The organism is Acinetobacter sp. P1332, assembly GCF_044057475.1.
In the GTDB taxonomy this organism is placed as follows: Bacteria; Pseudomonadota; Gammaproteobacteria; order Pseudomonadales; family Moraxellaceae; genus Acinetobacter; species Acinetobacter johnsonii.
Genome location: NZ_CP171157.1, coordinates 339,908 through 362,302, shown reverse-complemented (window position 1 = coordinate 362,302; position 22,395 = coordinate 339,908). Strand labels below are relative to the sequence as shown.

At 40.8% G+C, this 22,395-nt stretch carries 23 protein-coding genes; 7 read left to right on the top strand and 16 right to left on the bottom strand.

The features are described 5' to 3' along the window. Positions 1-128 precede the first annotated feature (128 nt). A complete protein-coding gene (locus ACFN7Z_RS01660) occupies positions 129-1,538 on the bottom strand; it encodes an FAD-binding oxidoreductase (RefSeq protein WP_004978025.1) in 1,410 nt (469 codons plus the stop codon). A 364-nt stretch (positions 1,539-1,902) separates the two neighbouring features. Here ACFN7Z_RS01660 and serA point away from each other — a divergent pair, with 364 nt between their 5' ends. From serA to ACFN7Z_RS01645, 3 genes are all read left to right on the top strand, one after another. Then, positions 1,903-3,135 (top strand): phosphoglycerate dehydrogenase, encoded by a 1,233-nt coding sequence (serA, locus tag ACFN7Z_RS01655; RefSeq protein ID WP_004691438.1) that lies wholly within the window; start codon positions 1,903-1,905, stop codon positions 3,133-3,135. 138 nt (positions 3,136-3,273) lie between these two features. After that, the gene (locus ACFN7Z_RS01650; RefSeq protein ID WP_395442510.1) at positions 3,274-4,149 is read left to right on the top strand and encodes an EamA family transporter; all 876 of its coding nucleotides are present in this window, start codon (positions 3,274-3,276) and stop codon (positions 4,147-4,149) included. Positions 4,150-4,326: 177 nt separating this feature from the next. Continuing rightward, on the top strand, positions 4,327-5,199 hold the full coding sequence (locus ACFN7Z_RS01645; protein ID WP_395442671.1) for an EamA family transporter: 873 nt from the start codon (positions 4,327-4,329) through the stop codon (positions 5,197-5,199). 42 nt (positions 5,200-5,241) lie between these two features. Here the strand turns inward: ACFN7Z_RS01645 and ACFN7Z_RS01640 are convergent, their stop codons facing one another. The 3 genes from ACFN7Z_RS01640 to truB all read right to left on the bottom strand — a co-directional run bounded on the left by ACFN7Z_RS01640 (position 5,242) and on the right by truB (position 7,566). Beyond that, positions 5,242-5,700 (bottom strand): hemerythrin domain-containing protein, encoded by a 459-nt coding sequence (locus ACFN7Z_RS01640; RefSeq protein WP_125273562.1) that lies wholly within the window; start codon positions 5,698-5,700, stop codon positions 5,242-5,244. A 157-nt stretch (positions 5,701-5,857) separates the two neighbouring features. Next, on the bottom strand, positions 5,858-6,625 hold the full coding sequence (locus ACFN7Z_RS01635) for a TSUP family transporter (RefSeq protein WP_259232954.1): 768 nt from the start codon (positions 6,623-6,625) through the stop codon (positions 5,858-5,860). A 35-nt stretch (positions 6,626-6,660) separates the two neighbouring features. Continuing rightward, entirely contained in the window at positions 6,661-7,566 is a 906-nt protein-coding gene (truB, locus tag ACFN7Z_RS01630) for a tRNA pseudouridine(55) synthase TruB (RefSeq protein ID WP_279744423.1), read from the bottom strand. A gap of 154 nt (positions 7,567-7,720) precedes the next feature. Between truB and ACFN7Z_RS01625 the strand changes: the two genes are divergently transcribed. The 3 genes from ACFN7Z_RS01625 (at position 7,721) to ACFN7Z_RS01615 (ending at position 10,917) form a co-directional block, all read left to right on the top strand. Beyond that, on the top strand, positions 7,721-8,752 hold the full coding sequence (locus ACFN7Z_RS01625) for a lipase secretion chaperone (RefSeq protein ID WP_395442507.1): 1,032 nt from the start codon (positions 7,721-7,723) through the stop codon (positions 8,750-8,752). Positions 8,753-8,806: 54 nt separating this feature from the next. After that, positions 8,807-9,772 (top strand): esterase/lipase family protein, encoded by a 966-nt coding sequence (locus ACFN7Z_RS01620; RefSeq protein WP_395442670.1) that lies wholly within the window; start codon positions 8,807-8,809, stop codon positions 9,770-9,772. A 173-nt stretch (positions 9,773-9,945) separates the two neighbouring features. Continuing rightward, positions 9,946-10,917 (top strand): esterase/lipase family protein, encoded by a 972-nt coding sequence (locus ACFN7Z_RS01615; protein ID WP_395442505.1) that lies wholly within the window; start codon positions 9,946-9,948, stop codon positions 10,915-10,917. Positions 10,918-10,976: 59 nt separating this feature from the next. Here the strand turns inward: ACFN7Z_RS01615 and rplS are convergent, their stop codons facing one another. The 12 genes from rplS to ispH form a co-directional block, all read right to left on the bottom strand. Further along, on the bottom strand, positions 10,977-11,351 hold the full coding sequence (gene rplS, locus ACFN7Z_RS01610) for a 50S ribosomal protein L19 (RefSeq protein WP_004691454.1): 375 nt from the start codon (positions 11,349-11,351) through the stop codon (positions 10,977-10,979). A gap of 139 nt (positions 11,352-11,490) precedes the next feature. Then, on the bottom strand, positions 11,491-12,231 hold the full coding sequence (gene trmD / locus ACFN7Z_RS01605; RefSeq protein ID WP_005401335.1) for a tRNA (guanosine(37)-N1)-methyltransferase TrmD: 741 nt from the start codon (positions 12,229-12,231) through the stop codon (positions 11,491-11,493). A gap of 27 nt (positions 12,232-12,258) precedes the next feature. Beyond that, positions 12,259-12,807: a ribosome maturation factor RimM gene (gene rimM / locus ACFN7Z_RS01600; protein ID WP_004978035.1), complete on the bottom strand. Its 549-nt coding sequence runs from the start codon at positions 12,805-12,807 to the stop codon at positions 12,259-12,261. Positions 12,808-12,835: 28 nt separating this feature from the next. Next, entirely contained in the window at positions 12,836-13,093 is a 258-nt protein-coding gene (rpsP, locus tag ACFN7Z_RS01595) for a 30S ribosomal protein S16 (RefSeq protein WP_004718284.1), read from the bottom strand. 145 nt (positions 13,094-13,238) lie between these two features. Further along, positions 13,239-13,703: a type IV pilin protein gene (locus ACFN7Z_RS01590; protein WP_395442501.1), complete on the bottom strand. Its 465-nt coding sequence runs from the start codon at positions 13,701-13,703 to the stop codon at positions 13,239-13,241. Positions 13,704-13,712: 9 nt separating this feature from the next. Further along, positions 13,713-14,129: a prepilin-type N-terminal cleavage/methylation domain-containing protein gene (locus ACFN7Z_RS01585; protein ID WP_340873199.1), complete on the bottom strand. Its 417-nt coding sequence runs from the start codon at positions 14,127-14,129 to the stop codon at positions 13,713-13,715. Further along, positions 14,129-17,833 carry a pilus assembly protein gene (locus ACFN7Z_RS01580; protein WP_395442499.1) on the bottom strand — a complete coding sequence of 1,235 codons (3,705 nt, stop codon included), beginning with the start codon at positions 17,831-17,833 and terminating at the stop codon, positions 14,129-14,131. Before ACFN7Z_RS01580 ends, ACFN7Z_RS01585 begins: the two co-directional genes overlap by 1 nt. Before the next feature lie 10 nt (positions 17,834-17,843). Beyond that, positions 17,844-18,611, bottom strand: coding sequence for a hypothetical protein (locus tag ACFN7Z_RS01575; protein WP_395442497.1), 768 nt, complete (start codon positions 18,609-18,611; stop codon positions 17,844-17,846). Continuing rightward, complete coding sequence (locus ACFN7Z_RS01570) at positions 18,611-19,507, bottom strand: PilW family protein (RefSeq protein WP_395442495.1); 897 nt, start codon at positions 19,505-19,507, stop codon at positions 18,611-18,613. The genes ACFN7Z_RS01575 and ACFN7Z_RS01570 overlap by 1 nt, the downstream gene beginning before the upstream one ends. Continuing rightward, the gene (gene pilV, locus ACFN7Z_RS01565) at positions 19,507-20,010 is read right to left on the bottom strand and encodes a type IV pilus modification protein PilV (protein WP_159151566.1); all 504 of its coding nucleotides are present in this window, start codon (positions 20,008-20,010) and stop codon (positions 19,507-19,509) included. Before pilV ends, ACFN7Z_RS01570 begins: the two co-directional genes overlap by 1 nt. Beyond that, entirely contained in the window at positions 20,007-20,462 is a 456-nt protein-coding gene (locus ACFN7Z_RS01560; RefSeq protein WP_395442492.1) for a Tfp pilus assembly protein FimT/FimU, read from the bottom strand. The genes pilV and ACFN7Z_RS01560 overlap by 4 nt, the downstream gene beginning before the upstream one ends. A gap of 165 nt (positions 20,463-20,627) precedes the next feature. After that, positions 20,628-21,578 (bottom strand): 4-hydroxy-3-methylbut-2-enyl diphosphate reductase, encoded by a 951-nt coding sequence (gene ispH / locus ACFN7Z_RS01555; protein ID WP_004978047.1) that lies wholly within the window; start codon positions 21,576-21,578, stop codon positions 20,628-20,630. 134 nt (positions 21,579-21,712) lie between these two features. Here ispH and gmk point away from each other — a divergent pair, with 134 nt between their 5' ends. Continuing rightward, positions 21,713-22,336, top strand: a complete 624-nt coding sequence (gene gmk, locus ACFN7Z_RS01550; protein ID WP_395442490.1) for a guanylate kinase — start codon at positions 21,713-21,715, stop codon at positions 22,334-22,336. Positions 22,337-22,395 lie beyond the last annotated feature (59 nt).

Below are 22,395 nucleotides of genomic sequence, written 5' to 3'. Positions count from 1 at the left end.
AAATTCATTATTTATCAGTCCATCATGCCTTTTTTAGGGCTATTACACTATTTAGTAAATGTAATTCAGTTCCTTCAGCCATAAAAAAGCGCATCACGATGGATGCGCTTTTAAAACCCAATTCGAACTTAAAGATCGAATAATTTACCCGGGTTCATAATTCCGTTTGGATCAAAAACTTGCTTCAATGCCTTCATATATTCAATTTCTTCTGCTGAACGGGTGTAGTCAAGGTATGGCTTTTTGGTCATACCAACACCGTGCTCCGCAGAAATTGAACCGTCGTATTTTTTCACAGTTTCGAAGACATATTTATTCACCACCTGACATTTGGCAAAGAATTCGTCTTTGCTTAAGTCAGCCGGTTTTAAAATATTTAGGTGTAAGTTCCCGTCACCAATATGGCCGAACCAGCAGATTTCAAAGTCTGGGTAGTTACTTGCCACAATCGCATCAATTTCTTTAATAAATGCAGGCACATGCGTAATCAAAACTGAAATGTCATTTTTGTATGGTGTAAATGGCGCAATCGACTCAGAAATGTCTTCACGTAAACGCCATAAGCTTTCCACTTGATCGAGGCTTTGGCTCAACACGCCATCCAGTACCCAACCTTGTTCCATGCAGTGCTCAAAAATTTCCATCGCCTTGTCCATGATCGGCTCAAATGGCGCTTCAAATTCTAACAATACATAGAATGGACATTCGGTTTCGAATGGACGTTGTACATGACCATGTGCCAACACTTTTTGCATTGCCAGTTCACCAAAGAACTCAAATGCAGTCAGGTCAATTTTTGCTTGGAAAGCATGCAGTACAGGCATCACAGCATCAAAGTCAGGCACGCCCAATACCATTACTTGAAGGTCTTGCGGTTGGCGTTCCAGCTTGATTTCAGCTTCAGTCACTAAGCCTAGTGTCCCTTCACCACCAATGAATAAATGTTGCAGTGCATAACCAGTTGCATTTTTGATCATGCCTTTGTTTAGACGCAGCACATCACCCTTACCCGTGACTACAGTTAAACCGAGTACCCAGTTACGCGTCATGCCGTATTTAATGACTTTAATACCACCCGCATTGGTGCCAATGTTTCCACCGATTTGACTCGAACCCGCAGAAGCAAAATCGACAGGGTAATACATGCCTTGCTCTTCAGCATAGTTTTGCAGCTGTTCAGTCACCACGCCTGCTTGGACTCGAACCATACGGTCTGCTGGGAAGAATTCCAAGATTTGGTTCATCTTGTCCATGCTCACCACAATTTCACCGTTGGCAGCGACTGCACCGGCAGATAAGCCAGTACGACCACCTGATGGTGTAATCGCAACATTGAACTCATTTGCAAGTTTCACAACCGCTTGCACTTGTTCCGTGCTCGATGGAAAAACGATGACTGACGGGTTTGGATCAAAATGTTTGGTATGATCGCGTCCCCAATTTTCAAGGCTATCCGCATCGGTTTTAATGCGGTTTTCACCTACAATTGCTGTCAATTGGGTCAATAACTCTGGGGTTAAAGCGACTGGAGCATTCATCGTTTTCAGACCTTGCAAGAAGTAAACAAGTTGTTTGTGGCGCTAGGGTTCTCTGCATGAAAAGCGCTTCATTTCAGTCTTTCCATGCCCTAAGGCTCAGGCAGTTCGTGAGGATTTAAGCAGCAGTGTGCAACTGGCTTATTTTCACGGAGTCATATTATAAGGCATTTTTTCTGTTTCCCGCAGAAAAAGCTTTTTTATTCAGGATACCTTTGAAATGATTAGTTTAATTAGACCAAAAAGACTTTTTTACGCACCATAGATGTTAAAAATACCCAGCAGAGTCCGCATAAAGGAAATGTATATCGGGCGCGGTACGTGCTATTATATCGCCACTAAATTTGGCCTTTGTAGCGGAGCCGTAATGAGCCAACATCTTTCACTTCCTAAAGATAAAATTCGTTTCTTGTTGTTAGAAGGCGTTCACCAAAACGCAATCGACACACTAAATGCTGCCGGATACACCAACATCGATTATCGTAAAACTGCGCTTGAAGGTGAAGCGTTGAAAGAAGCGATTAAAGATGCACATTTCATTGGTATTCGTTCCCGTACACAACTCACTGAAGAAGTGTTTGAAGCAGCGAATAAATTAATCGCTGTTGGTTGTTTCTGTATTGGTACCAACCAAGTGAACTTAAATGCTGCGATGGTTCGTGGTATTCCAGTATTTAACGCACCATACTCAAATACACGTTCAGTGGCTGAACTTGTACTTGCTGAAGCTATTCTTCTTCTTCGCCGTGTACCTGAAAAATCGACAGATACACATGCAGGCGGTTGGAACAAGTCAGCTGTTGGTTCGTTCGAAACTCGTGGCAAAACTTTAGGGATTGTCGGTTACGGTTCAATCGGTTCACAACTTTCTGTCCTTGCTGAAAGCTTGGGTATGAAAGTGATCTACTTTGACACAGTAACGAAACTACCATTAGGTAATGCACGTCAAGTCGGTAGTTTAAACGAACTTTTAGCCAATGCTGATGTTGTTTCTTTGCATGTACCTGATGTTCCGTCTACACGTAACTTCATGACCAAAGAAAAATTTGCACAAATGAAAGAAGGTGCCATCTTCATCAATGCTGCACGTGGTACATGTGTCGTGATTGAAGACTTAGCAGATGCCTTGAAATCAGGTCATGTTGCTGGTGCTGCGGTTGACGTGTTCCCGAAAGAACCAAAAGCCAATGGTGAAGAGTTCATTTCTCCACTACGTAACATTCCAAACGTGATCTTAACTCCTCACGTGGGTGGTTCGACCATGGAAGCGCAAGCAAACATTGGTTTAGAAGTGGCTGAGAAATTCGTTTCTTATTCAGATAAAGGTATGACTTTATCTGCGGTGAACTTCCCAGAAATCGCGTTACCGTTGACCGAAGGCAAACACCGTTTACTTCACATCCACAAAAACGTGCCAGGCGTGTTGTCAAAAATCAACAACTTGTTTGCTGAACACGGCATCAACATTTCTGGTCAGTCTTTAATGACCAAAGGTGATGTTGGTTACTTGGTGATGGATGTAGACGCAACAGCATCTCAAGAAGCTTTAGATACGCTACAAGACGTTGAAGGCACAATCCGCGTTCGCGTATTGTTCTAATTCGACTCTATTTAAAAACCACAGCTGCCAAGCTGTGGTTTTTTTATTTTTGAATACTTGTTAAAATTTTATGTGCGACCCAAGCACATTCTCCGCTACTTTTTCCAAGTATTCACTTCCCTATCTAGTATTCTAATAATGCCAAATCTAAAAAGTACTCCCCATCTCCAAGCGACCTTTTTATTACTGATTGCAATGCTCAGCTTGCAAAGTAGTGGTTCACTGGCCAAAGTGCTGTTCGATCAATTTCCCATTTTAACCGTTTCCGCCATGCGCTTGCTGTTGGGATCAATCATTTTGGCCGTGCTCTTTAAAATTTGGCAGGTTGATTTTAAGCAAGTCAAATATAAAGCCATTCTCAGCTATGGTTTTGCTTTGGCAGGCATGAACCTATTGTTTTATTTATCCATTGCTCGCCTGCCACTCGGCATTGCAGTGTCGTTTGAGTTTATTGGCCCGCTCAGTGTTGCTCTGTTTTATGCCAAACAACGCTTTGACTTTGTTTGGGTCGGGCTGGCTATTTTAGGCTTGGTTTTACTGTTTCCTTTCGACCAAGCAGCTCAACCTTTAGATCCTCTTGGGATTGCATTTGCACTAGGTGCAGGTGCATGTTGGGCCTTGTATATCGTGGCGGGACAGCGCCCATCGGGTGTTTCGGGCAATCATACCGTGTGCTTAGGTATGTTTGTCGGCATGCTGATATTAATGCCACTCGCCCTGTTCAGTGGTTTACCCACAAATGTGTTTGAACCCTCAAACCTGATCTATTTCGTAGCTTTAGCAGTTTTGGCCAGCGCTCTGCCTTTTAGCTTGGAAATGATTGCGCTACGCAATTTAACCGCTTTAAGTTTTGGGACGCTCATGAGTCTTGAACCTGCTATCGCAGCACTATCCGGTTTTGTCTTTCTATGCGAGCAACTATTGTGGTCACAGTGGCTTGCGCTTAGCGTGATTATCATGGCGTCTATTGGTTGTACTTATACAGCCCAGAAAAACCGCCAAGCCGCAGTTTAAACCATGTGATTCAGTGTTTGAATTTAGCTTTTAAATCCAAAGGCTGTATCGATTACTTTTAAATTCATGTCGTTGCATTTAAAAAATCAGCTTATTCAGCATCCAACTTGGGTGCTGAATCGTTATACTAATCCACCTTCTTAAAATAACAGGTCGCCATGACCTGATGTGTGCATGATGCCTAATTCTCAACTGATGGCAGTGATGTTCATGGTCTTGTCCATGCTGTCCTATCAAATCAGTGCTTCTTTTGCCAAGCAGTTGATTGCCATCCTTGACCCGCTAACCGTGGTGACCCTTAGACTGTGCTTTGCCGCAATTTTAATTGTGCTGATGTTCCGCTCATGGAGCATCATTAAACGCCTACCGCATTTAAAGTGGAAAGATTTACTCAGTTATACAGCAGCCTTATGCCTCATGAATATTTTATTCTACGCTTCACTGGGTAGATTGCCGCAAGGTATTGCCGTAGGTTTAGAGTTTTTAGGCCCTTTAACTTTAGCGCTACTCTCGATCAAACAACGTCGTGATTATATTTGGGTCGGATTAGCGATTTTAGGCATTGCACTGATGGTGCCATGGCATCAAGCCAATGCAACCAACTTCTCCTTCTTAGGAGCCGCATTTGCGGTTTCAGCGGGTGCTTGCTGGGCGCTGTATATTTATTTTGGGCAAAAAGTCGTCCGTCAAAATATCGGCATGCATGCCCTCAGTATTGCTATTGTGATCTCAGCCTTGGTGCTTCTGCCCATTAGTGCCATGCATAACCCAACAGCGCTAATGCAAACAGAATACTGGCCCAAAGCCTTATTGATTGCACTACTCGCCACAACCATTCCCTATGCTCTAGACCTGATGGCTTTGAAACATTTAAGTAAACTCAGCTATGGGACGCTTTCAAGTTTGTCACCAGCTTTAGCAGCCTTGGCAGGTTGGCTACTATTGAAAGAACAAATTAGCATGTGGCAAACGCTGGCGCTGGTTTGCATTATGATTGCCTCCGTTGGTGTTACCTTTAGAGCCAAACCGCAAAGTGATGACGCGCTTTAAATCACAAAAGATGGCACTCGCCATCTTTTGTTTAAAATGGACTTAAACCAAACTGTCTTTTTCAATTTTTTTGTACTTTTTGTATTCCTGCTGATACTGTTTGGCGAGCGTAGTCTTTTGAGCATCGAGTAAAATTTTTCCTGCTTGCTGAAAGAAACCATGTTCCTCTTCTTGTAAATGATGATGTACGGTTTCCGATAATTTTTTTGCAATTGCCAACCAGCCCGGATTTGAGAATTCCGTCTCCGTCAATTGTTCCAATAACTCATCCATTTTATGGTGTTCTGCCAAAGCATGTCGGGTAATGTTGAGGCCCGAATCAGTCATCATCAAAGGGATATAAAAATAACGGTCTTCTGCCACAGCATGGGCAAACAATTCATTTTTAAGGCGTTCAAATAGCTCACGGCGCTCAGGCGTATCCCCTGAAGTTTGGAGTAGTCGTTCAGCCAAATTTCGTTGTATAACGTGACTTTCTCTTAAGGCTTCAAATATATTCATTCTATGCTCCAGTTCCGTTCAGCTTAAAACATCATTTTTATTGAAAAGCTTCTTGGCACAGCATTAAGTGCGCTGTATTTATCTTAAATGCAATAAACGAGAAATGAGGTCACAGACTACGCGTTTTTTGTAATGAAGTTTTAAAGCTATCTCACCATTACATCAAAAACATTTGATAACTCAATCTTACGATCAGAATTGTCACCAAAATAAGAAATAAAATACGAATAAAACCACTGCCGTATTTCAGCGCCATTTTTACCCCACAAATAGATCCGATCATATTTGCGACGGCCATCGCGCCTCCTACAGCAAAGAGCACATGCCCCGATGGAATAAAAAAGCTTAGCGCTGCAAGATTGGTCATCACATTGCCAATTTTAGCCAATGCCGCCGCATGCAAAAAATCAACGCGTAAATAGCGAATAAAATAGAAAATAAAGAAACTGCCCGTACCTGGGCCAAACAAACCATCATAAAAGCCAATGGCTAAACTCCCGATTCCCGCCAACAGCAAAATTTTAGGCGTCACACGCTGTGCCATATGCACTTGCCCAAATTGCTTCTTCATGAGGGTATAGACCGCCATCACAATCAACATGACCAAGACAAAGGGTTGAAGGACTTCTTTTGGAATCATGGCCACACTGGCTGCGCCCCCAAATGAACTGATGGTGGCACACACTGCAACCACAGCCAAAAGTTTCCATTCAAAGCGCACTTTTCGGGCAAAGGAAACGGCGGAAGTAGCTGTACCCACCACTGCCGCTAATTTGTTGGTACCAAATAAAGTGGCAGGTGCCATCGACGGAAATGCATTCATCAAAGCGGGAATTTGGATCAGTCCACCACCACCAACGGCGGCGTCAATTGCGCCTGCACAAAAGGCAAAAAAGATCAGACTGATAATAATGTCGATGTCCACGCCTTATCCTTTTTTTACCGAGTGATATATTTCGATTATAGATTTAAAACCCGCTTTGGAACCAATCTTTTCTTATCGGTAATTTCAGCCAAGCCTAAGCATTTTTCCCCATCGAAAACCAAGACCTGTGCTTCCGCTGTATGCTCAATATTACTTTCCATACCGCGACTAAAGTATTCACTACGCCCTTCTGGAACTTGTACTTTAGGAAAATGATCTACAGGTGCATATACAGGTAACAACAGTGCTTCGCGCTCTTGTTCAGACAAACTTTCCAAATACTCAATGGTATAACTTGGAATCAGATCAAAATGACCCGTTTTAATGCGGTGTAAATAAGTTAAATGACCATAAGTACCCAATGCCTTCGCAATATCTTCACCTAAAACACGAATATATGTGCCTTTCGAGCAGGTAATATCAAGGGTAACACTGTCTGCTGTGAATGAAAGCAGCTCAATCGCATAGATGGTAATCGGGCGTGCTTCACGTTCAATCTCAATCCCTTTACGGGCTAGCTCATATAAAGGACGACCATCTTTCTTCAAAGCGGAATACATTGGTGGCACTTGCTGAATATCACCCACAAACTGAGCCAAAACGGCTTCAATCAAATCTTCGGTTAACTCAGGTACAGCCTGCTCTAACAACTGCTCGCCTTCTACATCACCAGTGGTGGTACTGTGCCCCAGCTGAATGGTGGTTTGATAGCGCTTCACTGAGTCCAACAAAAAGTGTGAAAACTTGGTTGCTTCGCCCAAACAAATCGGCAGCAGTCCCGATGCCAATGGATCAAGCGCTCCTGTATGCCCCGCCTTTTGCGCACGGTATAACCAGCGCACTTTTTGCAATGCCGCATTTGAACTGATCCCCAATGGCTTATTCAATAAAAATACACCATTTACTGCACGGCGCTGGATTTTTGAAGCAGATGATTTCATAACATAGACACGTCTTAAAGCTGCAGCAATACTATCAACCGCTTGTCTAGTTTTACAACTTTTCTGTTGTTTATTTGCCCTTTTGTTTCAGAATAAATCGAGTTCAATCATATGAACCCAATAAAAAATACAATACGGATGTTAGGCATAGGATATGCAAAAAAAGAAATTATGGCTCATTTTCGCCGTGATCATCGTTGTCATTCTTGGTTTTCTCATTTGGCTCGCACCCAATGCAACTGTTGGCTCAAACCATGAGTCGATTCGCTCTAGCGCTCAAAATACGACAGGCTTATTACCCACAGCATCAGACTTGCCACATGCTTCAGGACTGCCTTTTGTCAGCAACAGCCAACAGGACACCGAAATCAACTGCCAACTGGTGCTCGACCAAAGTAATCGCTTAGTTGTAAATGAACAAACACGTAACTGTTTTGAATATTTTATTACCCAATATGGTGAAAAAAATATTGACCAGATCAAGCAAGATTTTAAAGCCTATATCCAGCAAGGTTATCAAGAACCTGCGCTTAAGCAAATTTTAGATCTGTGGACTCGTTATTTAGGTTATCGTGTGCAATTGGGGAGCCTGAAGGAGCCAAGCCTAAATAAAGAAGACCCTGAATACTATCGCAAAATTTTTACTTTGATGAAAAACCTACGCAGCCAATTCTTTTCCGACTATGAAATCGAAGGTCTCTTTGGCGCTGAAAATACCTACCATGAATATACCTTAGACCGCATGAGTATCATGGCAGATCAATCCTTAACTGAAGTACAAAAAGCCCAGAAACTGAAAGAGCTGTTTGCTCAACTTCCTGAAGATTGGAAAGAAAACCTAGAACAACTCTCCAAACTCGAAGATCTGCGTAAACTGACCTCAGATATTAAAGCGCGCGGCGGCTCTGCCGAAGAAATTCGCCAAATGCGCCAGAGTCTTGTCGGTGCCGAAGCGACCGTACGCCTAGAAAAACTCGACCAAGATCGAAACAATTGGAAATCTCGGGTCAATACTTACTTAGAACAACGCGACAACATTCTTAAAAGCAATATGAATCAAGATGCGCAGCAGCAAGCCATTCAAAAACTACGTGATCAACAGTTTAATAATTCACAAGAACAACTTCGACTAGGAGCCTTTGAAACCACGCATGACACAGGAGGAAAACTTCCTTTCGCAGATTAAAGCTATACCATGTTTGACTTTTTCAGGATGAAAAAAATGTTTATAACGAAAAGAATGATACAAACAATGTCACTCGTAGGTCTGGTTACCAGCCTTGGACTCAGCGCAACCACAGCCACAGCTGGATTACAGACGGTGACTGCAAGCGTAAAAAGTAATTATGCTCAAACTAAATATCCATTGCTATTTACCCATGGCATGTTTGGGTTCAGCCGAGTGGGCGTTGCCGAACTTGGACTGGATTACTGGTATCAAATTTTACCCGACTTGGCTCGAAATGGCGCAACCACCTTTGCAGCACAAATTTCCCCGCTTGAGTCTACTGAAGTACGGGGTGAGCAGTTACTACAACAAGTTGAAGAGGTGATTGCCCTGACTGGCAAGCCCAAGGTTAATTTGATTGGACATAGCCATGGCGGACCAACCATTCGCTATGTAGAAGCAGTTAAACCGCAATATGTGGCCTCACTGACAGGTGTGGGAGCAACATTTAGAGGTTCAAAAGTGGCAGACCAGCTTCTTGCCAATCAAGGTGGAACACAACTGCTCAGCCTAGCGGCTGATTATATTATTGGTCCTATGCTTGCTTATGGGCAAAGTAACCCTGCCTTAAAAAGCAATTTAACGGCATCGCTCACCTCAATTAGTGAGCAAGGTTCCCGTGTTTTTAATCAGAAATATCCAACATCAGCACTGGCTTCAGACTGTAACAAAAGCGGTGCAACATCCAGCAATGGCGTGTATTACTATTCGTGGACTGGCACGTCTCAAGTCCCGAACATTCTCGATGTTGCAGATAGTGCGATCTCACTGTTGGGGCCTTTGGCCTATGGACATTTAGACAATGATGGTTTAGTGGCACGCTGTAGTACACACTTCGGTAAAGTCATCCGTGATAACTATGACTGGAATCATTTAGATGAGGTCAACCAAGTTATGGGACTACGTGGACTATTTAGCGCAGACCCTGTTGATGTCTATCGCCAACATGCCAATCGCTTAAAAATGCAAGGACTCTAGTTCTATTTTTCCCTTCGAATCTTTAACGTTTCGGAGGGATGCCTCCTAGAATTATCCAGTTACAAACTGTATTTAATTTAATCGGATTTCTCTACGCTCCTCCTCCCTCACCTTTATACTCATTTTTGACAACTTAAATTGTCGTCATAAAAAATAAAAAACGAGGATGATCAATGAAATATGGATTATTGATAGCTGGACTGCTGTCGACCTGCGCACTTGCTGCTACACAAACGCAAGCAGCTGCTTCACAAATTAAATCAAACTACGTTGCCTCTAATTATGCAAAGACCAAATACCCTTTGGTTTTTGCACATGGTATGGGGGGCTGGATTCGAGCAGGAACCGATGAACTTGGTGTGGATTACTGGTATCAAATCTTGCCAGATTTAGCCCGTAACGGTGCAAACGCATGGGCAACACGCGTTTCTCCATTCAACACATCTGAAGTTCGTGGTGAACAACTGCTGCAACAAGTTGATGAAATCTTAGCGATTACAGGAGCACCCAAAGTCAATTTGCTTGGTCATAGTCACGGCGGACATAGTATTGCCTATGTCTCAAATGTTATGCCCAATAAAATCGCGTCTGCAACAGCCATTTCTAGTCCTTTAAAAGGCTCTCCTGTGGCGGATTTGATTATTTCCGCGCAAGGTACGCCGCTAGAACAACCGCTGGTAGGCTTAATCAACTTTGGGTCCAAGGCTATTGTTTGGGCACAACAGCAAAATCCGAACTCACTTCCACATGATGCACTCGGTGCGGGTAAAAGTTTGAGTCAAGCTGGGTCTAAAGCTTTTGCACAGAAATATCCATTGGGTATGCCAAAAACAAGCTGTGGTGAAGGTTTAGCGAAAGAGAATGGGGTTTATTTTTACTCTTTCTCTGGCAACTCAACGTTGACGAACGTACTTGATCCAGACTCATTACTGGCGACGACAGGCTTACTCATGCAAGCGCCCAATGATAATGATGGCTTAGTCTCACGTTGTAGTGCCAAGTATGGTAAGACCGTGCGCGATAACTATAATTGGAACCATTTAGATGTGATTAACCAGTTCTTTGGACTACGTTCTATTTTTGCTCCAGACCCTGTTGATGTTTACCGACAACACGCCAACCGATTGAAGCTTCAAGGACTCTAAAATTTAGGCATAAAAAATGCGCCATTGGGCGCATTTTTTTACTCGTATAAAACTTAAAATTAAGCTTTAACTTTACGAGCTGGTAACTTTTCACGAATACGTGCCGCTTTACCAGACAATTCACGTAGGTAGTAAAGTTTAGCACGACGAACGTCACCACGACGTTTCACTTCGATTTTAGCAACGATTGGAGAGTGAGTTTGGAAAACACGCTCAACACCAACACCGCTAGAAATTTTACGTACTGTGAACGCAGAGTTCAAGCCACGGTTTTTCTTCGCGATTACAACACCTTCAAATGCCTGAAGACGCTCACGGTCACCCTCTTTTACTTTAACCTGAACGATAACTGTATCGCCTGGTGCAAAAGCTGGGATGTCTTGTTTAAGCTGTGCATTTTCAACAGCTTGTACTAAAGGATGCTTACCGCTCATGGGGTATCTCCAATATGTGCGGGTCAGAAGAGGTCTGTATCCGCTGGGTATAGAGGCTAAATCGCATAGACCCGATTATCTTTCTCTTTATGCTTGACCACTTCAATGCACAAAGAGCCTATTAAAAGAATACTCTTAATTAAGTATTCAAATCTGTTAGCCATTTCTTTTGCTGCTTCGTCAACTCCACATTGTCCACCAACTCAGGTCGGCGTTGTTGTGTTCGTTGATAACGCTGCAAAAACCGCCATTTCTCAATATTGGCATGATGTCCCGACTTTAAGACTTCAGGGACATCCAAACCTTCAAAATGGTCTGGCTTGGTATATTGTGGGCAGTCCAAAAGACCATCCACAAATGAGTCTTGCACATGAGACTGTTCATCAGACATTGCACCCGGAAGTCTCCGAATAATACTGTCTAATAAAACCATCGCAGGAAGCTCGCCACCCGATAAAACATAATCCCCTATGGACCATTCCTGATCAACATATTTTTGGATCAAACGTTCATCGACCCCTTCATAACGACCACACAACACAATCAATCCATCATAGTCGACAAACTGTTGTACTGCAGGCTCATTTAAGGTTTTTCCTTGCGGTGACATATACACCACAGGAACATGAACTGCACCTGCTTGCATGGCAAGCTCTTTAGCATGTTGAATTGCTTTTGCCAGAGGCTCAGCCATCATCACCATACCTGGACCACCACCAAATGGACGTTCATCCACTCGTTTGTAGTTGCCCTCAGCATAATCACGAGGATTAATACAAGTTACTTGTACTAAATCACTTTTTGCTGCACGCCCGCTAATACCGTAGGCTGTAATCGCTTCAAACATTTCAGGAAAAAGCGTAATGACTGCAAAAAACATCGCAGACCCCCGTATTTCCAAAAATAATTAGTAATCTACGCCCCAATTAACGTAGATACGACCAGCTTCGAGATCAACGCGTTGCACCACATCTTTATGCCATGGAATCATACGCTCTTCAGCATCAACGCTGTCTGGTGTTGCGTGAACCACCATCACATCATTGGCACCTGTCTCAAACATTTCATGGATTTTTCCGAGATTTACTTCTTGTTCTTCATCATCCAAACCTAACACTGTTAAGCCTTTCAAATCTGACCAGTAAAACTCATCCATTCCTGCTTTAGGAAGTTGCGCTTTTGAAATCCAGACATTTGCGCCAACTAGGTTATCTGCTGCAGTGCGATCAATGACGCCTTTGAGCGAAACAACTAAGCCTTTGCCATGCGGTTTCCAACGTTTTACATCTATTGTTTGCCAACCTGCTTTGGTTTCAATATACCAAGGCAGATAGTCAAAGATATTGCTCATTGGTTCTGTATTGGAATAGATCCAGAGCCACCCATTTAATCCATATGCTGAACGTAACTGTCCAATCTGAATACGATCTTCGGGAACATTCTGTGTTGGTGTCATGGGCTACCTACTACTTAATTAGCAAAAATTATGCAGTAGCTGCAGCTTTCTTAGCTTGAGCAGCTAAAGAAGCAACACGTTCAGATGGTTGAGCACCTTGAGCAACCCAGTGTGCAAAACGGTCAGCATCTAAACGAAGTTTTTCTGCTTTACCTTGAGCTGTTGGGTTGAAGAAACCAATACGTTCGATGAAACGACCGTCACGTGCATTACGGCTATCAGTTACAATAACTTGATAGAACGGACGTTTTTTAGCACCACCGCGTGCAAGACGAATAACTACCATGATACAACCTTATAGTTTTTACGGATTATCCCTGCCCCGACCACCGGAACATTTCAAACCCCTTTCATAGAGGGCAATATTTTACGTTATCTTTGCTGCGAAAGAAAGATTAAAATTTGTTTATCCACAGTTTTGAATTTGGATTTTACCTGCCGTCCCAGTTGGTGGCTGAATTCGGGGTACATCTCCCTCTATCATCTCCTTTTGCCCAACAACGTTGTCCTCTATGATCTAAGCCTAAAGTACCATCACCTTTTTGACCATTCTCTGTCATTGCAACAAGTAACCATTCACTGTCAGTAACCTCCTGCAATGAGATTCGATAGGTAGGTTTTGCCCCCTCTGGAATAGATAGTGCGCCATTTGGGTTAACTTTATAGCCTAATGCTTCTAGTGTAATTGCTACATTATTTGGTCTAAATGTAGAATTAACTATCTTATATCGCTGCAATTTATTAGCTATTTCCATTAGCATCGACTGAGCTTCAAGTCTTTTTGTCTTTCTCACATAACTTTGATAACTCGGATAACTTATTGCAGCTAAAATAGCGATAATCGCAACAACAATCATCATTTCAATCAATGTAAAACCTTTGTTTTTTTTATGCATTTTAATTGCCTACTTACAATTTTCAGGTACAGAACAATTTGTGTCTATCCATTCGCATTTACGCCCCTTATTATTCTCTGCAAAATTTTTATATTGACTAGCATTCGGCAATGAACTATTCACACATCCCACTATACTCCAGTTTTGAAAACCCGAAACTGTATCGATGTTATAAATAACCTCATTAGAAGTTTTGCTTCTTGTTACAGTTTTATCTTCATTTGCCTGTTTAAATCGCTCATAACTAAAATTACGTGATTTCTCTTTCTCTAACTTTAAAGCAACATCAGCTATTTTTTGTAATACGAGCTTCTCATGACTTTTACGAACATAATGTGCATAGCTTGGTAGCGCGATGGCTACCATAGTTGCAATTATAACTGTAACAACCATTAACTCCATAAGAGTAAAGCCATGATTTTTCATTATTTATCTCCTTTCACCTTATAAGGAGAATACTCAAACCAACGCTGCGGAAGTAATTTATTCAATGTTTCGAACTCATCTGGTATCGGATCTGGCTTTTTATTAAAAACAAACGTCCGTTTATTATCACCAGAACCAGGTCCGACGGCCAAACCTAAAATCCCCGAACCCAAAGGCCCACCACTTTTTGGTGCATCCTGATTCGCAACACATTCCCCACTTGGTAGACAGAATTGATAAAGTGTACTCTCACCTGTAATCCCACCAGTACAAGAAGTGGCATCTACATTTGCAGTACTACTTTGTGGATTAAAAATTGGATAATACAGTGAATTATCTAAAGCGACACCTTCTTCCAAAATACGTTGTTGATACGTTGTATCCTTAACTGTGAGTTTTGGTAGTGTGTAGTACCACCCCTGATGTATTTCATCTTCTTTATTATCTTTATAAATCTCTCTTAAGTTACCTAAGCTAACTGTCGCCTGAACAGCTGGTATCGTTTTAGTCACACTCGTGTCATAAATACCAACTAACAGATCATTGGAACTTGAGTTTGACAATGGACTACTTCTATCCCCTGAACCCATCGATAAAACAGCATACCGAGTCATACCTGACTTATGAATCGTAAATGTTGGCGCTTCGTAAAACCGACGCGAACCAACATCTGCCAAAGCAAAGGCATTTAATATAAATGATTTTTTTTCGTCTGTTTTTTCACTAATGGTATGTTTAGGGTTTAAATCAATCCTAAATAATTTCCCACCCAAATCACCCACATATAAATGATCCGTTATCCCATCGCCATCTCGGTCAATAGCCTTAACTCGAGATGGAATACTATTGACCATCGCTCCAATGGTTGTCGACTCAGATCTGGTCAATATTCCCTTATTATCTACTGTTGCCTGAGATGCATTTTTTACCCTAGCGCTACCCCACCAAAGCAATTTGCCATTTTCTGCATCAAAAATATAAACGCCATTACCTTGAACATTCCCTGAAGTATCTTCATCCGTTAAAGGGTTGTTGGTAAAAGCTGGATCTTCATATTTTTTGTCATATCCACCACCTACAATCATGGCAAGTTTCTTTTCACCATTCCATTTTATATAAGTGAGTGTTGGCTGAGACCAACTTTGACCCATATGGTATAAAGGGTCGTCTGTGGTTAAAGTTTCTGCATCTGGATTTACATGAAACATCAACTTAGGTTTGCTCATGTCAGATAAATTCAAGGCATAATAACTACGTCCACCCATGCGTAAGCCACCATATACATACTGATGGCTATTTTTACTATCAGCTTTGACTACCAATGAACCACGAGTAGACTCAATAACTTTTTGGTCATTTTCTATAACATCATTACCATTTTGATCTTTCTTATAAAAATCAGTAATAGATGGCTCATAAACTGTGTGTGCAACCCAAGGGCCATCAATGCCATAGAAAAAGGTATTGACTGAATCTGTTCTACCCATAGCCAAAGACTCTGCAAAGCCTTTAGACTGACGTGTTAAAAACTCATTAGGCACAAAACTAAATACATCCTTACCGCCTTCAGCATCAACCGAACTCGTATTTTGTTGACCCGCTTTTACAATATGTAAAACACCTTGCGTTGTACCAAACATGATGTAATCTTCACGGTCTTTAGATGATTGCACACCCTTTTCAACCTCAATCGCACCTTTTTGAGTGAGTAGTACAGGGGTTGAGTGGATTACCGCCCCCATTTGATAGCCTGATGCAGTACTCACTCTGTCTTTTAAATAAGCTAATTGTTGAGTATAGGTTTTATTATCACCCAAAGCGGTAAAATCAGCTTCTTTTAACTTAGAAAAGCCCATAAGCCCATAAAGATATTGACTATTTTCTGGTTTATCATTTGAGTTCAAAACATCTGTGACTTTCTTAAGCTCACCATTTACATCAATATATAAATTCTTATTTAAAGTGGTTGAACTTGTTTCAACCTGCGGTAGATTAAATGTTTTTAATCGACTTAAATGCCCGCCCCAAGTCATAAACTGATCTTCACTACCGCTACCTTTTACACTAAACCAATAATCTTGTAGCTGTGCTCTGATTTTACTATCTTCAAAAACAGTCTTTTCTTTGGTGTCAACTATTGTCCCATTTAAAACTTTAAACTTTTTTAAGTTTCCTGCCCAAAGTTGATCTTTGGAACCAATCAAAGGCTTAAACATAGGGAAGTAGGAGTATGGTTGTAGTTGAGTTGTATTTAAAGCATCAACTGGTATGGTACTGGTGCCCATTGTAGATCCTTCAATAGGCACAGAAACATCACTGACAAACTGCTTAATACTCCCTACAATGTCCTCAGCAGATTGCGCATTGTAAAATCCACCTTGCCCATAAACTGACTTTTTGGTCCCCCAATAACACATCGATGACTGATTCGTTCCGTTACCATCTTTTTTATATACACTACACTCAAATTCACCATTGCGAGAATAATCCCCACTTAAATAGTACATTCCACCAAAACCCACTGTTGCTGTCTTAATCTTCCGCGTACCATTTAAGTTTTCAATTGCCTTTGACCCGACAGATTTCCAAAAATCATTGTGTAATGGAGTATTCCTTAAATTAGTACTCCAATTAGAATACCCACTAGTCATAGCATACCCCCTACTATCTGTAGGCTCGCCATCTGTTAATAAATAAATACCATTCCCTGTACATGATGGTTTAGCATTATTTGCCCCACTTATCGTACTTGTAATTTGGTTTGTTGCCCGCTCATAGCCATTACCAATTGGGGTAGAACCTCCCGCTGTTAATAAAACAATTTTTTTAGATACAATATCCTTATTTGTTTTATTCATTGCAAGAAAGACAGGATCAGTTAAATTAGAAGAACTATCTCCAGAATATTGCCCGACTGCGAAATATTTGGTGTCATCAACCCCATTAGAGTTAATTAATGACAAAAGCCCTTTTTTTAAATTAGCTAAACGAGTTAAACAACGGTACTCTCCATTATTTGTTGAAGGCTCACATATAGTTTTTATTTTTTCTAAATATTTTTTATCATTATTATTTTGACTTAATGATGATTCCTTAACTAAACAATATTTTTCACCTTCCATTGCATATGTATAGCCTCCTACTTGTAATGGATTATTTAATTTTTCAACACCATAATCATTCTCACCATGACAAATTTTATCTGTATTAGCACAACTTTTTACTTCTACATTAAAGTTGTTAGAACGCTCATATCTAGTGCCACCAGAATATGAAGAATCGTCTTGTTTTATTCTGTTATAATCCCCATTACCAGAGCCTACAAATGTATAATTATTTCCGTCTTTCTTATACTGCCCTGCATTATTTGCAACCTTCTCAAAAGTAGCCCATCTAATGTTACTCCCACCACTGCTTTTTTGAGTATAATTACGCCCTTCTTCCTGCTCCCATTTACACATATTAGTTTGTATACTAGAGGTATGCTTATAATCTTCTGCTAAACTCATACTTCCCATACTTCCAGAAGTATCCAGCATAAAGTAAATATTAATCGCACCTGTACCACCTGACTGGTAAATATCAATATCAGACGCTGAAATTTGGGTTGGAATACTACTAACAATTAAAACAGTAATAGATGCAGATAAAGCCGATACTTTAAATTGCATCCATCTTTTTTCAATGTATGTGCTATTTTTCATAACGGCTTCCTTACACTACTTTTTTAATAAATTGACCCAAAGTATATTCAGATACTTGGGTTTTATACGGGACTGCATTTTTACTTAGACATTCAGATATAGTTTCCAAATTGGTCGCAGTATCTACATAACTCAGATTTTTCATACACGCATTAATCGTCGCATTATCTTCAGTGCTTAACACTGGCATTACGGTTGTTGCTGTTACAATAAGGCGCACAGCTTCATCTAACTTTCCAGACTCTGTATCTGTGCCAACTTGATAATAACTAAAGGGCTCATCCCCATCTGTCGCACTACCCGCAACACGAACGGAAATTTGTGTCATAGCTGCTGCTCGACCACTTACAAAGTCCGACTTTTGCTTATTGACCTGACAAAACCCTGAACGTGCCGAACCGCCAATATCCTCTGTTTTCATAACAGTAGCTTGATCTTGATTTTTTTCTGTATATACCACACTTGCACGATAAAACTGATAAAATTGATTTACTTTCCCGCGATAACAAATGACCAACTCTTTATCTCGGTTAGCAATCATTTTAGGATAACCAAACAATCCTGTTCCTGCGATAAAATCATCAAACTGCGCATTATCTTCAATCTGGAATAATGCAGCATCATTATTTTGATCCATAATATGTGAAGCTTGACTATTCGTTGCGATATTCAACCCTAATAAACCCGAACGTACAGCCATAACCCCAATAATGGTCAATAACATCACAACAACAAGTACAATTATTAAGGCTGAGCCATTTTGCCTAAAACCATTCATTATAAGCGCTCCCCTAAACCATTTTTTAATGCAATTGTTTGCTCGACAGGTACACGTACATATCTTGCTTTCATTTCATCAGGCTTATCAACAACTTGTGGCAAATTAAGCAAAGTGTAATCTAATTTTTCATTCGTATCAGCGCCAGCATTATCCAAAGAACGTGCCAGAATACCAATTTGTAAAGATACAGCTCTTAAATTCTCACCTGCTGGAACAGCAGCAAACTGAGCCAAGGTCATATAGGATAGACTTCTTGTTGATGTATTTTGTACGCCTACTAAAACTTTGAATTGATCTACACGTTGCATAATAATTTGGCCACTATTATTACTATTATTACTATTATTAAACCCAGTAATAGTAGTCTCAGTTTCTGTATTCGCATATCGCCCAGCATCACAAGCTAAAGCTAAATCAAAATTCGCACCATTTGTATCTCGTCTTAAAAAATAGCGCTGAACAATTACATCATTCGGTGAAGTAATAGCTTCTCCTTCACAATCATAACCTTTGGCTAAATTCGGTCTATATTGAATAACTAATACATCGCTATCATCTTCGGTTAAAGATGGTGAACCAGCCAAAGCAGTAGAGCTCACTCTTCTATTCTCTGTAATATTAGCTGGATAATTTGAATCACTTACAATAAGACCTGAAACCCCTGTGCTTCTCATATCACGATTAATTAAATTTAAATTGGTATGCTTCAAATCTGTGACAATATAATTCAGTCCAATATTTGCATTGTCCTGTACATTTAAAACAGCATTTTGAAATGCTACGCTTCTCTGACCAGCCAATAACATTTGAACAGCAACCAAAACAACAATTAAGCCTAGAACCAATGCAACCATTAGCTCAACTAACGTATAGCCGCTCATTTTTCTTTTCATTAGAACGTCTCCACCACTACACATTTAGCATTGGGCAAATAACTAAAATCATCTTCAGAGGTACAAGCTTCATCTCCTTCATCTCCTTGTATCGCTTGCGTCTCATCCCATGCTACATATATGCAGTTTCGGTTATTGCTGGTATCAGGACATGTAAATACATTTATTTGCATATTTTTTTCCGCAGCAATCGCCTGAATATCGGCTATATCTTTTGCAGCGAAACTTGCAGCATTACAATATTTAATTGAGTCATTTTCACTTACACAGTCACTAAGATTTCGACCAGCGATTAATCCATCTGCATCCGTATAGGATGTCCGATTAACATACATTCGTTCTGCTAAATTACTTGCTAAGTTAACAGCTTCAACTTTCTTTAAGGCTTCTGATGCCAACTCTAGGGACCTGTACTGAAGTGCAATAAATCCCAATACAGCAAGACCTAGCACAAGAACTGAAATAATAACTTCCATCAATCCCACACCTTTTTGGTATTTCATGATCCTGCCCTCGTACACGCACCATCCGAAATTTTCTGCATACCAAGTTGAGTCAACTCTACGCTTTTCGTTTTACCACTTTTCATATGTTTAACTTCAAAACATATAGGGAAGTTACCCGAAGATGGGTCTATCAGACCGTTATTTCTAAACAAAATCACTTTATCCCCCATATTAAATTCATATTTATTCTTATCAGGATCTAAGTACAGTGAATTGACTGGATCTTTTGACTCTGCTGCTCTAAAGAAAATACTAACTGTTTGGTTTAATGCCTTCGAACTAGCTTTAGCTTCATTGAGTACAGAGGCCAACTCATTTAATTCCTTCTTCAGCTCATAATTATAAATTTGTGCCTGAAAAGAAGGTGCAGCCATCATCGCGATAATTGCCATAACAGCAATCGTCACCATCAGCTCAATTAAGGTGAACCCTTTATGTTTATTTTGCATACTCCCTCCCCAAGGCAACAAAACTTTACCCTATTTAAAATCATATTCTAATTCTTTATACAATCAGCACAATACAGGATAAAAGGCATAAAAAAACAGATGATTGCCAATTTACAATCATCTGTCAATTTTTCAATAAAATTAGAATGTTAACCAATCCACCTTTTAGGCTTGAGTTACCGCAATACGTAACTCTTTTGGCAAACTAAAGGTAATATTTTCTTCCGTTCCAGCAAGTTCTTGTGGTGGCGTTGCACCCCAATCTTGTAATCGTTGAATCACTTGCTTAATTAAAATTTCAGGTGCAGATGCACCCGCTGTGACGCCAACCTTGGCGATGTTTTCAAACCACGCTTGTTGAAGTTCATCTGCATTATCAACCAAATAAGCGGCTTTACCCATTCGTTCGGCCAATTCTCGTAAACGGTTAGAATTTGATGAGTTTGGTGAACCGACCACCAACACCACATCACACTGGGTTGCTAAATCACGCACCGCATCTTGACGATTTTGAGTCGCATAACAAATGTCATCTTTGCGCGGCCCTTGAATCTCAGGAAATTTCGCCCTTAACGCATCAATCACTTTTGCAGTATCATCGATCGATAAGGTGGTTTGAGTAACAAAAGCTACGCGCTCAGGATGATGGACTTGAAGCTCTGCGACGTCTTGTTCATCTTCAACCAAATAAATCGCACCACCATTTTTCAGATCATATTGCCCCATGGTACCTTCAACTTCTGGGTGGCCTTCATGACCAATTAAGATGGCTTCAACCCCCTCACGGGCATATTTAGTGACCTCAATATGAACCTTGGTCACCAATGGACAGGTTGCATCAAAAACTTTTAAACCGCGACGTTCGGCTTCGATCTGTACCGCTTTAGAGACTCCATGCGCACTAAAAATTACAATATTGTCATCGGGTACTTCATCCAATTCATCGACAAAAATTGCACCACGTTGACGTAAATCGTCCACGACAAATTTATTGTGCACCACTTCATGTCGTACATAAATGGGTGGATTAAAGCACTCAAGTGCACGATTTACGATGGCAATCGCACGGTCAACACCTGCACAAAAACCACGTGGATTGGCCAATACAATTTCCATATGTTCCTCGATACCACTTTTCAATCAGCGGAAACTAATAAAATAAATGTAAACAAAGTGACGCCTTGCTATTTCGTTTAAACCTTGTCTACTCTAAAATAGAGAAGATATTTTATCATATCAGGAAAAATATCATGTCGGGTCTCTTGTTTGTCGTTTCTGCAGCTTCAGGAACAGGCAAAACATCCCTCGTAAAAGCCCTCCTTGACCGTGTAACGAATCTTCACGTTTCTGTTTCTCATACTACACGTGGGCAACGTCCCGGCGAACTTGATGGTGTACATTACCATTTTACCGAAAAAGACTCATTTTTAGCCTTGGTTGAACAAGGCGGTTTTATTGAATACGCCGAAGTCTTTGGTAATTACTACGGCACAGCTCAAGCTACAGTAAAAGAACAACTGACGAAAGGTCATGATGTCCTACTGGAAATTGACTGGCAAGGCGCACAGCAAGTTCGTAAGCTTTTTCCTGACTCTAAACAAATTTTCATTTTACCACCAAGCCAGTTTGATCTGCGTCAACGTCTGTCTAACCGTGGCACAGACTCGGTTGAGGTGATTGAGCGTCGTTTAGGCTGTGCAGTTGAAGACATGCAACAATATGTTAACTTCGACTATGTAATTATTAATGATGACTTTAATAAAGCTTTGCACGATCTTGAGTCTGTGATTATTGCCAATCGTTTAGTCATTACACAGCAAGCGAGCCGTCATCAGAAAATGATTTCTGAGCTGATCACCCCTGTTGAAAAGTGATTAAAACTTGAGTCTACAGACAAAGCACTTTATACTGCACAGTCTGTTTAATTTTAGCC

Bases quoted from the DNA above. Each gene is read 5' to 3' on its own strand.
- ACFN7Z_RS01570 (WP_395442495.1), bottom strand. From the start codon at position 19,507: ATGAAAAGAAAAATGAGCGGCTATACGTTAGTTGAGCTAATGGTTGCA.
- gmk (WP_395442490.1), top strand. From the start codon at position 21,713: ATGTCGGGTCTCTTGTTTGTCGTTTCTGCAGCTTCAGGAACAGGCAAA.
- ACFN7Z_RS01560 (WP_395442492.1), bottom strand. From the start codon at position 20,462: ATGCAAAATAAACATAAAGGGTTCACCTTAATTGAGCTGATGGTGACG.
- truB (WP_279744423.1), bottom strand. From the start codon at position 7,566: ATGAAATCATCTGCTTCAAAAATCCAGCGCCGTGCAGTAAATGGTGTA.
- ACFN7Z_RS01660 (WP_004978025.1), bottom strand. From the start codon at position 1,538: ATGAATGCTCCAGTCGCTTTAACCCCAGAGTTATTGACCCAATTGACA.
- ACFN7Z_RS01640 (WP_125273562.1), bottom strand. From the start codon at position 5,700: ATGAATATATTTGAAGCCTTAAGAGAAAGTCACGTTATACAACGAAAT.
- ACFN7Z_RS01580 (WP_395442499.1), bottom strand. From the start codon at position 17,833: ATGAAAAATAGCACATACATTGAAAAAAGATGGATGCAATTTAAAGTA.
- ACFN7Z_RS01575 (WP_395442497.1), bottom strand. From the start codon at position 18,611: ATGAATGGTTTTAGGCAAAATGGCTCAGCCTTAATAATTGTACTTGTT.
- trmD (WP_005401335.1), bottom strand. From the start codon at position 12,231: ATGTTTTTTGCAGTCATTACGCTTTTTCCTGAAATGTTTGAAGCGATT.
- ACFN7Z_RS01585 (WP_340873199.1), bottom strand. From the start codon at position 14,129: ATGAAAAATCATGGCTTTACTCTTATGGAGTTAATGGTTGTTACAGTT.
- ispH (WP_004978047.1), bottom strand. From the start codon at position 21,578: ATGGAAATTGTATTGGCCAATCCACGTGGTTTTTGTGCAGGTGTTGAC.
- ACFN7Z_RS01650 (WP_395442510.1), top strand. From the start codon at position 3,274: ATGCCAAATCTAAAAAGTACTCCCCATCTCCAAGCGACCTTTTTATTA.
- ACFN7Z_RS01645 (WP_395442671.1), top strand. From the start codon at position 4,327: ATGCCTAATTCTCAACTGATGGCAGTGATGTTCATGGTCTTGTCCATG.
- ACFN7Z_RS01615 (WP_395442505.1), top strand. From the start codon at position 9,946: ATGAAATATGGATTATTGATAGCTGGACTGCTGTCGACCTGCGCACTT.
- rimM (WP_004978035.1), bottom strand. From the start codon at position 12,807: ATGACACCAACACAGAATGTTCCCGAAGATCGTATTCAGATTGGACAG.
- ACFN7Z_RS01620 (WP_395442670.1), top strand. From the start codon at position 8,807: ATGATACAAACAATGTCACTCGTAGGTCTGGTTACCAGCCTTGGACTC.
- serA (WP_004691438.1), top strand. From the start codon at position 1,903: ATGAGCCAACATCTTTCACTTCCTAAAGATAAAATTCGTTTCTTGTTG.
- rpsP (WP_004718284.1), bottom strand. From the start codon at position 13,093: ATGGTAGTTATTCGTCTTGCACGCGGTGGTGCTAAAAAACGTCCGTTC.
- ACFN7Z_RS01590 (WP_395442501.1), bottom strand. From the start codon at position 13,703: ATGCATAAAAAAAACAAAGGTTTTACATTGATTGAAATGATGATTGTT.
- pilV (WP_159151566.1), bottom strand. From the start codon at position 20,010: ATGAAATACCAAAAAGGTGTGGGATTGATGGAAGTTATTATTTCAGTT.
- rplS (WP_004691454.1), bottom strand. From the start codon at position 11,351: ATGAGCGGTAAGCATCCTTTAGTACAAGCTGTTGAAAATGCACAGCTT.
- ACFN7Z_RS01625 (WP_395442507.1), top strand. From the start codon at position 7,721: ATGCAAAAAAAGAAATTATGGCTCATTTTCGCCGTGATCATCGTTGTC.